At 38.3% G+C, this 13,428-nt stretch carries 9 protein-coding genes; 5 read left to right on the forward strand and 4 right to left on the reverse strand.

Translation table 11 applies throughout. The annotated features are described in order from the left end of the window. Window position 1 precedes the first annotated feature (1 nt). Entirely contained in the window at window positions 2–475 is a 474-nt protein-coding gene (locus tag C9J36_RS00925) for a threonine/serine exporter family protein (RefSeq protein ID WP_066167877.1), read from the forward strand. Window positions 476–734: 259 nt separating this feature from the next. On the opposite strand, the gene C9J36_RS00930 is transcribed toward C9J36_RS00925, so the two are convergent. Beyond that, window positions 735–2,744, reverse strand: coding sequence for a GGDEF domain-containing phosphodiesterase (locus tag C9J36_RS00930; RefSeq protein WP_107941949.1), 2,010 nt, complete (start codon window positions 2,742–2,744; stop codon window positions 735–737). 592 nt (window positions 2,745–3,336) lie between these two features. On the opposite strand from C9J36_RS00930, the gene C9J36_RS00935 reads away from it, so the two are divergent. From C9J36_RS00935 to C9J36_RS00945, 3 genes are read left to right on the forward strand one after another with little or no spacing between them, the layout of a single operon-like run. After that, window positions 3,337–5,061: an ABC transporter ATP-binding protein gene (locus C9J36_RS00935; RefSeq protein ID WP_107941950.1), complete on the forward strand. Its 1,725-nt coding sequence runs from the start codon at window positions 3,337–3,339 to the stop codon at window positions 5,059–5,061. Next, a complete protein-coding gene (locus tag C9J36_RS00940; RefSeq protein ID WP_107941951.1) occupies window positions 5,058–6,869 on the forward strand; it encodes an ABC transporter ATP-binding protein in 1,812 nt (603 codons plus the stop codon). Before C9J36_RS00935 ends, C9J36_RS00940 begins: the two co-directional genes overlap by 4 nt. Window positions 6,870–6,893: 24 nt before the next feature. Continuing rightward, window positions 6,894–7,772, forward strand: coding sequence for a GNAT family N-acetyltransferase (locus C9J36_RS00945; protein WP_107943050.1), 879 nt, complete (start codon window positions 6,894–6,896; stop codon window positions 7,770–7,772). A 432-nt stretch (window positions 7,773–8,204) separates the two neighbouring features. Here the strand turns inward: C9J36_RS00945 and helD are convergent, their stop codons facing one another. Further along, window positions 8,205–10,424, reverse strand: a complete 2,220-nt coding sequence (gene helD, locus C9J36_RS00950) for an RNA polymerase recycling motor HelD (RefSeq protein WP_107941952.1) — start codon at window positions 10,422–10,424, stop codon at window positions 8,205–8,207. A 137-nt stretch (window positions 10,425–10,561) separates the two neighbouring features. On the opposite strand from helD, the gene C9J36_RS00955 reads away from it, so the two are divergent. Next, entirely contained in the window at window positions 10,562–11,164 is a 603-nt protein-coding gene (locus C9J36_RS00955) for a 50S ribosomal protein L25/general stress protein Ctc (RefSeq protein ID WP_107941953.1), read from the forward strand. Between the two features lie 241 nt (window positions 11,165–11,405). On the opposite strand, the gene C9J36_RS00960 is transcribed toward C9J36_RS00955, so the two are convergent. Further along, window positions 11,406–12,146, reverse strand: a complete 741-nt coding sequence (locus C9J36_RS00960; protein ID WP_107941954.1) for a LytR/AlgR family response regulator transcription factor — start codon at window positions 12,144–12,146, stop codon at window positions 11,406–11,408. Beyond that, window positions 12,127–13,419 (reverse strand): sensor histidine kinase, encoded by a 1,293-nt coding sequence (locus tag C9J36_RS00965; RefSeq protein ID WP_161956360.1) that lies wholly within the window; start codon window positions 13,417–13,419, stop codon window positions 12,127–12,129. The genes C9J36_RS00960 and C9J36_RS00965 overlap by 20 nt, the downstream gene beginning before the upstream one ends. Between the last annotated feature and the right edge of the window lie 9 nt (window positions 13,420–13,428).

The raw sequence follows: 13,428 nt of genomic DNA on the forward strand, positions 1-13,428 counted from the left end.
GATGGAGTATATCATTCAAATAATTTTTAGCTTTATAGCAACAGCCTGTTTTGGTGTAATATTTAATGCACCAATTAAAGCTATTCCATATTGTGGAGCCGTTGGAGCAATCGGCTGGCTCATTTACTATGAGCTTGGGTCGCATGGGGTGGACGAGGTGAAAGCCTCATTTGCTGGCGCATTTGTTGTAGCTATTTTAGCTCAAGCATTAGCAAGAAGATTCCGTATGCCAATGATTATTTATAGTGTATCAGGCATTATCCCGCTTGTTCCGGGAGGGGTTGCCTACAATACGATGCGCAGCATTGTAGAGCTAGATTATGCATTAGGAATGCAAAATGGAATGCGCGTCTTTATGATTTCAGGGGCCATCGCGATGGGGCTCGTATTTGCTGAAGTTATAATGCAAATTTTGTTTAGCATGCTACGAAAAGGAAAAACCTCTATCCAATCATTTGTGAAAGTGAAAAGATAGGCTTCGAATGTAAAAACGTAGAATAAACTTTGGAGCGGGGAGTTGTCCGAAAAGTCTATTTTGTTTTGACACCGCATTGAAATCAATGTTCCCTTTTACTGAAGGATAACACTGCTAAAGCCAATGTTCATCCCATTTTTAAAAGAGGCGTTTTCTGTTTATACGAATCAACATTTTGTGAAACATCATCGCTACTGTCCAAAATGCCGGCTATGCTCGACTTTTTGGACAGTCCCCCGCTCGTCTTAATGTTTTCCTTCTATATTTTATTGTAATATAGTGCCTTCACATCATCAGCAGTTGTTGGCTTACATACATAGAAGCCTTGTACTAAATCACAGCCCGAGCTTTTTAATATTTTAAATTGTTCTGCGGTTTCAACACCCTCTGCTAAAATCGTAAGTTGCATCGATTTAGCTAGCTGTATAATACCGCGTACAAGATGCTCTGTTTTTTCAGATTGTGTCATTGCTCGAATAAATGTTGCATCAATCTTTATTGTTTTAAGAGGCAATAATTGCATGTAGCGGAAAGAAGCATAGCCTGTGCCGAAATCATCGAGCACAAAAGCGATACCCTCCTGCTCTAGTTTACGCATTTGCTTCATGATTGCTGTTTCGCTTTCTGCCTCTAATGCAAATTTCTCAGTAATTTCGATTTGAATTAAGTGGGCAGGGCATTTTGTACGTTCCAATGTTTCTAAAATGGAGCGAGCCATATTTTTGTCTCGGAATTCACGAATCGAAACATTGATACTTACTTTTAATGGAATCCCCTGCTTTTGCCATGCTAAAGCTTGCTCACATGCTTGCTCTAAAACAAAAGAACCAATGGAGTGGATAAGCCCTGTTTCTTCAGCTATTGGTATTAATTCATCTGGTGTGACAACCCCAATTTCCTCATCCATCCAGCGGACAAGTGCCTCAGCCGCAACAATTGCTCCTGTTTGCATATCTAGCTGTGGCTGATATAGGACATTTAAGTTTTTTTGGTCAAGAGCCAGTAAAAGGCGCTTTTCAATAAGTGCTTGTCGACTTAAAGCTTTATGCGCTTCTTTAGAAAGCGACATAATGCTATTACCTCCTGCTTTGCGTACATTTGTTATTGTTCTAGTAGAGGCCTTCATCATCTGAGCGAAAGATAATTGGTCCTCTGGAAAACGTGTGATACTACCACTAATTGAAAGTGGCACGGCGATATTATCGTTGTAAATAGGATTTTGTTGTAAATATGCTAAAAACCCTTGAATAAACCATTCTGGTAAAGGTGTGATAACAACAAAATCACTTGCATTAATGCGCGCCGCTGTACTGTCCTGAAAATACATTTTAATGCGCTTTGCAAAATCTGCGGCTAGCGTTTGCGTAGCATTAAACTCTGACAAGCCCTTCAGCGTGTAAAACTTATCGATGCTAATATAAACAAAAGAGAATCGGCGATCTTCCTGTATCATTTCATCTATTAATTGCTCCAGACGATGTACATTCATAAAGCCTGTTTCTGTGTCAATATAAGCGATTTTTTCAAGCTGTAGCTGTATCGTTTTATCGCGTGTAATATCTTTTTCAATCAATAAAAATGAGCGATTGCCTGCTATCGGGATGGCTAATAAATCAGTCCAATAAAGCATACCATCCTTTGTGATTTTTTCTACCTCGCCCTTCCACATATTGCCCTTCTGCAGTGTTTCCCAAATTTCCTCAGCAGCTTGCATGCCTGTAGAGGATTTTGGGAATAGCTGCCAAAAAGACTTTCCAATAACGCGCTTCGGTGTCCAGTGACTTGTTTTTAAAAATAAATCATTGCATTGTGTAATAAGACCTTCATAATCAACTGTCACAACCATGAAATAAGACATAATGCTGTTTTTCAAATGAACAAGCATATCACCATCATGGTGGAATGTGCGGATATTTTTCATTGGAATGCAGGTAATCAATATTCCTTGTTGCTCTTCAAATTGGCAAGGTGATGCCATAAGTGCAGCTTCAATTAATTGCTCCGTTTTCGTTAATAGCTGTAAAGGTTCAAGCTTTATCGCTTCCTTACTCTTTAAAATTGTTTCATAAATATGCGGGGGGGCCATGGAAAATAATTGTTCAGTAAATATAGCTGACCCAGAAGAAAAATCTTGTGTCGCATATCCTAATAAGTTTTCACAGGCTGCTGTCCATTGTAATAAGTACCCGCGCTTATCAATAATAAAGGAAGGGAACTGCGTTTGGTCCAATAGTTCTTTATTAATGTTAGATAGTTGTAATCCTTTCATACCGAATGGTCCTCCTCTATTTTTAGATTAAAAAGGGATGTGCATAAAGTGTTTTAGGTATAAAGTATGAATATAATTTTTCCAATTGAGTATATTATATATCTTTTGAAACGGTATGTGGGTGTATTTTGAAAAAATTTTCTAAAGGACGTTACAATTGTTTATTTTGTAAAAGAAAAGAGAGAATAATTTCTCATTAAAAATAGAAAGCTATTTATTTCATATTTACTATATGTCGATTCAATCAATCATATCTTCACTGATTTACCTCTAATTTTAGAGGATACTAATTCAAAACAAAGCAAAGTTTAATTTTTAAGAATATTGTGGCATAATTATATTTCGAGTTACAAAATAAAATAGTATGACAACTTGAGGGAATACGATCATCCCGTATTAACAGGCTGTAAAATGAAATATTCAATTGGGGGATAAGTAGTCTGTTAAAACCCGAATGGTGGAACTACTAATTCAGTGGAAGACGAAATAAACCTTCACTGATTGAGGGGTTACTTTATTCCAGCTAGTTGTTTGCTTTCACAGAGGTAGCGGTTCTTTCTATCTCAGTGCAAAAGTGGTAAGGGGTGTTAAGATGAAAACGGTATTTTCTTATGTAAAGCCGTATAAATGGCCTGCGCTCATAGCTCTCGCTCTCATGTTGATTGAGTTAGTTGTTGAGCTTGCGCAGCCGTTAATTATGGCGAGAATAGTTGATGATGGGATTTTGGCGCAGGATGGACAAGCGATATGGTATTGGGGGCTAGTCATGCTTGCTCTATCACTATTAGCCTTAGTGGTAGGGATTATTAATTCATATTTTGCCTCACATGCTGCTCTAAGCTTTGGCTATGATTTGCGCAATGCTTTATTTAGTAAGATTCAGTCATTTACAATGGCTACCTATTTAAAGTTTCCAACTTCTAGTTTAATTACACGTTTAACAAGTGATATTACGCAAGTACAAAACGTCTTTTTCATGAGCTTGCGTATTATGTTACGTGCGCCGCTTTCAGTTATTGGCAGCATGGTGATGGCTTTTATCGTAAATGCTAAAATTGCCTTATTTTTAATGATTGGTGCACCGATTTTAGTTATTTTTTTAGCGATTATGGTAAAGCGTGGAGTGGCTTATTTTAGTGAGGTACAAGGACGTCTTGACCGAGTAAACCGCGTGCTGCAGGAGAGCTTACAGGCGATGCGTTTAGTAAAGGCTTATATGCGCGGGCATTATGAGGCGGCCCGCTTTAATAAAGTGGCAGAAGGCTTAAAGATTGATACGGTGAAAGCTTTGCGTACGATGGAGTTAATTATGCCCGTTTTACTGCTTGTCATGAATTTAAGCTTGCTTGCAGTTCTATGGTTCGGTGCAGCAGAAGTGAATAGTAACAATGCACAAGTAGGGGATTTAATAGCCATCGTCAACTATGCGATGCGTATGACAGGTGCATTTTCTATGTTTGCCTTTATTATTATCGCTTTTGCTCGTGCGAAGGCTTCGGCAGAACGTATGGAGGAAATTTTAATTATCGAGGACGGGCTTGAAATTCGTGCCGGTCAAGAAGAGGAATTTAATGAAGCGCAATTAGGAACGGTGCGTTTTGATAATGTATCATTTTCATATAATGGTGAGCTAAATGTATTACATAATGTTTCCTTTGATGTAAAACAAGGTGAAAAGCTAGCGATTATGGGGGCGACAGGAGCAGGTAAGTCGACACTGCTAAATTTAATTCCACGCTTTTATGAAGCAACAGGTGGGCAAGTATTTGTCAATGGACGTGATGTTAAGGCATGGGATTTGGATGATTTGCGTGCCATGATAGGATTTGTGCCACAGCAATCGCTTCTTTTTACAGGCTCTATTTTGGAAAATGTCAGTTGGGGCAAGGTCGATGCTAGCTTAGCAGAGGTAGAGGCAGCAACGAGACAGGCGCAAATACATGAATCTGTAGAAAGCTTCCCGAATGCTTATGAGACACGTGTTGGGCAAAAAGGTGTTAACTTATCTGGTGGACAAAAGCAACGCTTGTCGATTGCGCGTGCGCTTATTCGAAAATCACAAATATTATTATTGGATGATAGCACCTCTGCATTAGACGTTAAAACCGAGGCCGCTTTATGGGCTGCTTTAGAGAAGGAACGAGCAACAATGCTTGTCGTAACCCAAAAGATTCGTACAGCGCGCGGGGCAGACCGCATATTGCTATTAGATGCAGGACGCGTTGTAGGCTTTGGCAGTCATGATGAACTGTTACAAACAAGCAATTTATATAAAAAAATTGCACAATCACAGCAGGAACAGGGGGAGGAGCTATGAAATTCCTAGACAAACCTTTTGGCTACGAGCGTGTATTGACGAAGGCAGATTTGCGGCAAACAACAGAGAAGAAAAAAGGACCTCGTGCGAATGATTGGAAGTCAACGCTAGCCCGCATTTGGAAAATTGTTGATGAGCAGCGTTTTCTATTAGTAATGGTGCTTGTAATGGTTGTTGTGAGCTCAGCTTTAGCATTAATTGGTCCGTTTTTAATTGGAAAAATAATTGACAATTATATTGTGCCAGGTGATTTTGACGGTATGCTCTTTATGATTGGCTTGCTTATAGCGATTTATGTTGTACTTGCATTATCGCTCTATTTGCAAAACTATTGGATGATTGGTGTTGCACAGCAGACAATTTATCGCATGAGAGTCGGTGTGTTTAATAAATTATTACGCCTGCCAATTAGCTTTTTTGATAAAAGGCAGCATGGAGAATTAATGAGCCGTGCAACAAATGATATTGAGACGGTAAGTGCAACACTAAATAGTGCGTTTATTCAAGTGTTCTCCAGTGTTTTAACATTGACGGGGACAGTAGTTGTTATGCTTTATTTAAGCCCGCTTTTAACATTGTTGACAATGATTATTATTCCTGCAATGTTTGTAGCAATGCGTTGGATTACACGTAGAACAGGGAAGCTATTTAAGGAACAACAGGCAGCCGTAGGTGCACTTAATGGAATGATTGAGGAAACGATATCAGGACAGCGCATTGTCAAAGCATTTTCGCAGGAAGAACGCGTGAAAGAGGAGTTTCAAGAGAGGAATGGTCGTCTAAGACTAGTAGGCTTTTGGGCATTAGCTTACTCGGGCTATATTCCGAAGGTAATGAATGGACTGAATAACGCAAGTTTTGCAATTGTAGCAGGCGTTGGGGGCTTACTCGCTTTAAATGGTCATGCTTCAATTGGGATGATTGTTATTTTTACTGAATACGCTCGCCAATTTACGCGTCCATTGAATGATTTGGCTAACCAATTCAATACGGTGCTGTCCGCAATCGCAGGAGCAGAGCGCGTGTTTTCTATAATGGATGAGCAGGACGAGATAGAAACAGGATATATCGAAAAGGGGCATCAGCTAAAGGGGGCAGTTGCTTTCCAAAATGTTTCCTTTAAATATGAGCAAACAGAGGAAGGGCATACATTAAAAAATGTAAGCTTTGCTGTAGAGCGAGGACAGACAGCCGCTTTAGTAGGGGCAACAGGTGCTGGAAAGACGACAATTATGCAGCTAATTTCTCGCTTTTATGATACAAATGAAGGTGCGGTACTGTTTGATGGTATGAATGTGCGTGATTTTACACGTGAGGCTTTACGTAGTCAAATGGCATTCGTATTGCAAGAGCCTTTTCTATTTGAGGCAACAGTTTATGAAAATATTCGCTACGGTCGCTTAAATGCAACAAATGAAGAAATAGAAAAAGCAGCTAAAAAAGCCAATGCGCATGATTTTATTATGCAATTGCCAGAAGGCTATAATACATTATTAACAGCCGATGGAAGCGAAATATCACAAGGGCAAAAGCAATTGCTATCTATTGCACGTGCCTTTGTAGCTGATCCTGTTATTTTACTATTAGATGAAGCAACAAGCAGTATCGATACAGTAACTGAAATGAAAATTCAAGAGGCGCTTGAAGTATTAATGGAGGGGCGAACAAGCTTTGTTATTGCGCATCGTTTAAATACGATTCGAAACGCGGATATTGTTTTTGTGATGCAACAAGGTGAGCTTGTAGAGGCTGGCACACAGGAGGAGTTAATTGCGAAAAATGGTATTTACGCTTCGATGGTAGGTTAAACGAAAGAGAGGAATATGGGTATTATGAATTTTTCAGCAGTAACGGTGTCGTTTCCTATCGATATGGAAACATTTGAAGAAATACTTAAGCTATGTGAGGAAGCTGCACTGGCTGACGCTGTACGATATGAGCTTATTATGAACATACAAGCAGTCAAAAATTATGAAATGTCAGGCTTTTGCGTGCTCGTCTATGATGATGAGTATAATAAGCTTGTCGGCTTGGCAAGTGCGGTTGATATGATGGGGTTAAAAACATATGAATGGTCCATTGTTGTGGCGCCAACATATCGTCAACTTGGTATTGGACAGTCGTTATTGCAGGAAGTATATAAAGGGCTGTCTATGCGCGAGGCTGAAGGTGAGCTTGCTTTAACATTAGAGCAGGCCCCATTCGGCGCAAGGTTTTTAGCGAACAATGGCTATCAATATAGCTTTTCTGAGGTGACGATGCAAGGAGAGGCAAAGGCTAGCGAGCAGCAAGAAAATATTGTTATCCGTCGCTATGAGCAAGCGGACCAGCAAATATTAATCGAAACATTTATGGCGGCATTTGGAGATACGGTAGAAGAGGCACAAGATTTAATTGCATATAATACAGCAGCCGAAAATTTAATTTTATGGGTAGCAGTGATGGAGGGCAGTGTTGTTGGAACTGTGACAACTCGCGAGGAAAATACAGTCCAATGGTTGACTGCATTAGCTGTACACCCTCAGTATGCGGGGCGTGGCATTGGTTCAACGCTATTAAAATGGGTGCAGCAGCTAGCATTTGATGAAGGACAGCAGCATGTGCTACTAGATGTTGAAATTGATAATGCACGTGCCCTCTCCATCTATGAAAAGGGTGGATTCATTAAATCAACGCAAATCGATTATTATGTCTATGTAAATAAAGCATAATCTCACTTTTTCTCTCATATAAATATAGTAAAAGAAGGCTGTTGGAAAAAATTATCCGACAGCCTTCATCGTTGAAAAGGAGATTTTATCCTGTACTAACAGGCTGTATGCCTCGGTGGATGTCACAGGATATGGCGCTTTTAGATTAACTTCTACCAAATAGCTTAAAAAATCTGGACGAGAGTTAGCAAAACAAAATATTTAGGTGGGAGAACAGACAGCCTGCAAAAACTGATTGGTGACACTACCAATCAGCGGGAATAAGAAGCTCCTCACCGATTGGAGGTTCACTTTATAATGCGTATGCCTGCACTACCTAAAAATCGAAATGAAATAGAAAAAAGAACTATTTTTCAGAGATTGCGTAAAAAGCTCTTTCAAAAATGGTTTGTGAAAAAGCCGTTTTTTAAAGTGCCACCCCGTGAGTAGCTGTTATAATAGAAATGTTTCTTTAGCTGGTCCAATTAAGTATAGTTCATGCATTGCACGAGTTAATGCTACGTAAAGTAGCTTACGATCGATTGCATGATTGTAAAACGGAATATCGAAAGCAGCGATTATTACCGCATCAAACTCTAGCCCCTTTGCTAAATGGGATGGTATAACGAGCAATGTTGCTTGATCAATGCTAGAGTTTTCATCTAGCTCTGCTGCGTGAATTGAGTGAGCTTGGAGCAATGCAACAAACTTACCTGCCTCCTTCGAGGTTTTACAAATAAGCGCAACTGAGCGATGACCAGCGGCTTGAATTGATGCGTAAGTTTTTGCAATTGTGGCAACATCAAATTTTTTCGCTTGAATAAAAGTAGGTGTTTTTCCATGGCGTACAACAGGTTCAACCAATGGTAAATCTTCCTGCATTTTCGCCAAAACTTTATTAGCTACTTCCATAATTTCGATTGTTGTGCGGTAGCTTTTTTGTAATGTGGCATATGTCGCTCTTGGAAATAGCTCTAGCACAGATGCCCATTCTGTTACAGAACGATAGCTATGAATGCCTTGCGCTAAGTCTCCTACCATTGTAAACATATCTGTTTCAAGTCCCATCTTTAAAGCTGCGAGCTGAAATATGCTATAGTCTTGTACCTCGTCAATAAAGACAACTCGCATTTTCCAACGCTCATCAATCCCTTTGAGGCGCGCCTGTAAATAGTAAAGAGCTGCTAAATCCTCTAATGCCCAGCGTTCTTTTATATGTGCCTGTAAAAATTGCTCCTGTTCCTGTAATGTCCATTCAAGTGCTAAATCTTGTAATAATAAACGATTTGTCACGATATCGCGATAAGCTACTTTAATTTTCAGTTTAGTAAAGCGTTTCATATAAGAGGATGTAACTGTTTTGGCTAATGCTTTGATTTTGGGGATACGTGCATCTCGTTCATCAATATATTTTGTGACGATGCGACGGCGATTTTCTGCATCGCGTATACCGTTTAAAGCTCGTCCAATTGCCTCCTCATAACGACTATTTAAAGTATTTAATACAGCGGTCGTTTTGCGTTTTACCTCTGTTTGAATAACGAGTTTAATACGCTCCAGCCTTTTTTCGATTGGCATATAGGCAAATTCATGTAAAAAAAGTTTTTGTAAATGAGCACCTCGAATAATTCGATACTTTTCTAAAAAAATATCTTCAAATAAAGAGGCGAGCTGCCCCTCATGTCGTTTTACATAGCGCTCCATTATATCGCGGTAGATGAGCGAGCCTTTCATTTGTGGGATTGAAAATGTAGGGAGTACAGCATTGCTGTTTTCGATAATATCCTCTAATTGTTCATTTGGATTTTGCAGCTTTAGCTTAAGACCAATTGCATTTTGCACATATTCTGCATAGGTCGTTTGACAAATTTTATCGACCCCTAGCTCTGGTAGCACGTCGCCAATATATTCGATAAATAATTTGCTTGGTGCTAAAATCATAAGCTGCTCAGGCTTAAAATGCTCGCCCATTGTGTAAAGGAAGTAAGAGATACGATGTAGAGCAATTGTTGTCTTCCCACTACCAGCAGCGCCTTGTACTAATATGGGCTGGCGCAAATGGGCACGAATAATTTCATTTTGCTCCTTTTGAATAGTTGAAACAATTTCCGTTAGGCGGACATCAGCTTTCCCAGCGAGTGCCTCCTGTAGCAATTCGTCATTTGTCGTTAAATCCACATCCTGAAAATCGAGTAATTGTCCTTGCTCAATTTTATATTGTCGCTTAGCGAATAAATGACCAGTATGCTCCTCCTCGCGAACTCGATACGTCATGTCGCCGAGTCGCCCATCGTAATAAACATTTGCTACAGGTGAGCGCCAATCAACGATAATTGGTTCATTCGTTTCGCTATCAAAGAGCGAAGTTTTCCCGATATATAAAAATTCCTCTTGCTCACCAGTACGTTGGAAATGGATACGTGCAAAATAAGGCTTTTGCATAACAGCCTCTAGTCCTTCTTTTTGTGTACGAGCCATCTCAAAAAAACGAGCATTTGTTAAAATATTCAAAAAACTATCGCTGGAATCAATGTATTCAAGATTTGCCATGGCAGAACGAATATTTTGCTGCGCCGCCTGTAAGTCGCGCTCAGATGCATATAAAATGTCATGCATATATGCCTTTGTCTGTTCTAATCGTTGTACCTCGTCTTGGTAATCAGGATGTTGCATTTGGTCCATTCCTCCAATCGTATATGTAAGTCAGAAACTCATCTTACCAAATTGTAGAAGTAGTAGGCAAGTAGTAGAAGATGTTTAAAAGTAATTATTACTGGGTATACATAAAAACATAGAAAGGGGAAGATACAATGAGTACAGCTTTATCTACTAATAAACGCACAAAGGGGCAGCATTCAACACTTACACAGTTGCGCCAGCAAGGGGCAATCCCGGGAGTAGTGTATGGCTATCAAGTTGAGTCTACACCAATTTCAATTGATGCAAAACAATTTGCAAAAGCATTATCAGAAAACGGAAGCAATGGCATATTTCAGCTTGAACTAGAGAGCAAAAAAGTGAATGCCGTTTTATCGGAAATACAGCGCGATGCTTTAAAAGGCTTTGTTAAACATGTAGACTTCCAAGTAATCAACATGTCAGAGGATTTGGAAGTAAGTATACCAGTAGCTATTACAGGTAACGCTGTTGGTGTTTCAGAAGGCGGGCTACTGCTACAGCCGATTCGTGATATTACAATTAAAGTTAAGCCAAATGCCATACCTGAAACGATTGAAGTAGATGTGACGGATTTGGCTATAGGTTCCTCGTTGACTGTTGGCGATATTCGTACACAGCATGAGTATGATATTTTGAATCAAGATGAAGAAGTATTAGTTACTGTTTCACCACCAACTGTTGAGGAAGAAGCAACTGAAACAGAAGAAGAAGCAGTAGAGCCGGAAGAGGCTTAATAGAGGGTTTTAGAAGAGAAGGGGCGTCTGAAAAATTATTTTGAGACAAGGATAGTGACAATTTATTGTGACTACCGAAGGAGTAAATATTTTTAGCGAATATTTAATAAAGAAGTAGGGGGCTGTCTGAAAAGATATAAACTTTTCGGACAGCCCCTCTCTATATATACTGAAAGCGAAGCAGTAGGTATGTGCGAATTTCACAGATTCCAGACACAATTACGCCGAGATGTAATTGATATTATGAATAACTATTTTTTAATGCCCTTTGAAGAGCTGTAATTGAACGAAAGGCTATAGGGCAATGGCTTCCATTTTCCATGACAATACGACGCTCTTTAAAATTAACTTCCTTTATCTTTTTTAGATGTACTAAAAAGCTTTTGTGACAGCGGAAAAAATCCTCTCCCAAATAATCTAGCTCCTTTAAAGTGCCATAAAATGAATAACAGCCGTTGCGTTCGTGAAGTTCGACTTTGTGTGGCTGTGAGGCTGTTTCGAAATAATAAATATCAGTTAGTGCTATATTTTTTATTTTTTCTCCAATTTTAATTTGAAACCATTTATCTTGATTTGTTGTACCGAACTGCCTGTATTTAGTAAATGCTGCTTGCAATGCATCGGTAATATCAGTCTGTATTTGGGATGATGTATCTTTCACAATAAAATCAAGTGCAGCTAATTTATATTTAAAAGTCAAAGTTAAGTAATTTGCATAAGTTGTAATAAAAATAATATGGGCAAGTGGGTCCTGCTCGCGTATTGCTTGAGCAATATCTAAACCATTTGTCGTACTATTGAGCTCAATATCTAGTATGTAACAATCGATTTGCTTTTCTTTCATCTCTCTCAATAAGATAGATGGCTCATTTGTGCAACATGCGATTGAAATACTAGGCGCTTGAAATAACGAATAATTTCTTATTGAATCTACAATTAGTTTTTGATAGTAGGAATCATCTTCACATATGGCTACTCGCATAAAGTTCCTTCCTCTCTATTAGCATTTCTTGCACAAACCAATCTTCCTCTACATATGTATTGAGTGTGACGTTCGGGTAGTGATTTAATAATTGCTTAATATTATATAAACCTATGCCTCGATTTTTTCGTTTAGTTGAATAGTTTTCTTCAAATAGTTTTTTTATGTCAATATAGTTTTGAGTCGTTGTGTTTCGAAGAATAATTATTTGTTGGTCTGAAGCAATAGGTAAAATAGCGAATTGTATTTGTGGCATAGGATGCTGTGTACATGCCTCAATAGCGTTATCAAATAAAATACCAATTGCTCTTACTAAATCGATTGATTCGATAAATAAGTTTTTAATGCTGTTAGGTATTTCTACATTGATATTAATTGAGAGGCTATGAGCTTTGACAATTTTGGAACTAAGAAGACCTTTTAATTCAATTAATTTGATATTTTCAAGTTGTTGTAGACTACGAATAGATGGAGATTGAGTAATTGAAGTGACCTTTTCAAAATAAGATTTTAGCCCCTCTATATTTTCATTTTCTATATAGCCTCGTATTGCTAATAGTATATTAGAATAATCATGCTGTACTTGCTGAATTTCCCGATTCATTTGCTCCAACTGAGTCATATATTCGTAGAAAGAATGCTGTGCTAATTCCTTTTGTTTTATAATCGCTTCTTTTTTAACAGCTTGAATCATTACTTGGGTTGTTAAAAAAAGAAAGAGAAAATAACAAAGCAGCAGACTAAAATTAAATAATGAGAATGATATATTTCCCTCACTCGAAGGAATAAAGACTGTTACATAAAATATAATGATTGTTGTTATTGCCATGAAAATTAAGAATAACTCTATTTTTAATGGCAGTGGTATTTGCCGTAATGTCTTATTAATAAATGATTTATAACAATAAAGCACTAGCATAAATAATATAATGAGCAGTGCTGCATGGATGGTTGTCGAGAACTGAAGCGACTCTATTAACAGCAGGCTAGCATATTCCACAAGAATAGATAACAATAAAACAATTACACTATGCAAAAAGACGATGCTTTGTTTCGTTATATAAAAAAAGTAAGTGCTACTCAAACAAATGCTTAAAATTAACGCAACCCAAGGGTAGTCAGCAAAATAGATGGCATGTAGTGCAATGCACACATTGAACAATAAAGTAATAGCAATAGCCTGAGCAGTGGGGCGAATATCTAATAAATAAAATAAAGAGCCAAATACAATGAAGTAATTTAATATACTAAAAACCCAAAAAAGTGAGTCCATTAAATACAT

This window comes from Metasolibacillus fluoroglycofenilyticus, assembly GCF_003049645.1.
Classification (GTDB): Bacteria; Bacillota; Bacilli; order Bacillales_A; family Planococcaceae; genus Metasolibacillus; species Metasolibacillus fluoroglycofenilyticus.

What these genes read in the sequence shown, in the direction of transcription:
- C9J36_RS00925 (WP_066167877.1), top strand. Translation starts at nt 2, where the DNA reads ATGGAGTATATCATTCAAATAATTTTTAGCTTTATAGCAACAGCCTGT.
- C9J36_RS00965 (WP_161956360.1), bottom strand. Translation starts at nt 13,419, where the DNA reads ATGGACTCACTTTTTTGGGTTTTTAGTATATTAAATTACTTCATTGTA.
- C9J36_RS00955 (WP_107941953.1), top strand. Translation starts at nt 10,562, where the DNA reads ATGAGTACAGCTTTATCTACTAATAAACGCACAAAGGGGCAGCATTCA.
- helD (WP_107941952.1), bottom strand. Translation starts at nt 10,424, where the DNA reads ATGCAACATCCTGATTACCAAGACGAGGTACAACGATTAGAACAGACA.
- C9J36_RS00940 (WP_107941951.1), top strand. Translation starts at nt 5,058, where the DNA reads ATGAAATTCCTAGACAAACCTTTTGGCTACGAGCGTGTATTGACGAAG.
- C9J36_RS00960 (WP_107941954.1), bottom strand. Translation starts at nt 12,146, where the DNA reads ATGCGAGTAGCCATATGTGAAGATGATTCCTACTATCAAAAACTAATT.
- C9J36_RS00945 (WP_107943050.1), top strand. Translation starts at nt 6,894, where the DNA reads ATGAATTTTTCAGCAGTAACGGTGTCGTTTCCTATCGATATGGAAACA.
- C9J36_RS00935 (WP_107941950.1), top strand. Translation starts at nt 3,337, where the DNA reads ATGAAAACGGTATTTTCTTATGTAAAGCCGTATAAATGGCCTGCGCTC.
- C9J36_RS00930 (WP_107941949.1), bottom strand. Translation starts at nt 2,744, where the DNA reads ATGAAAGGATTACAACTATCTAACATTAATAAAGAACTATTGGACCAA.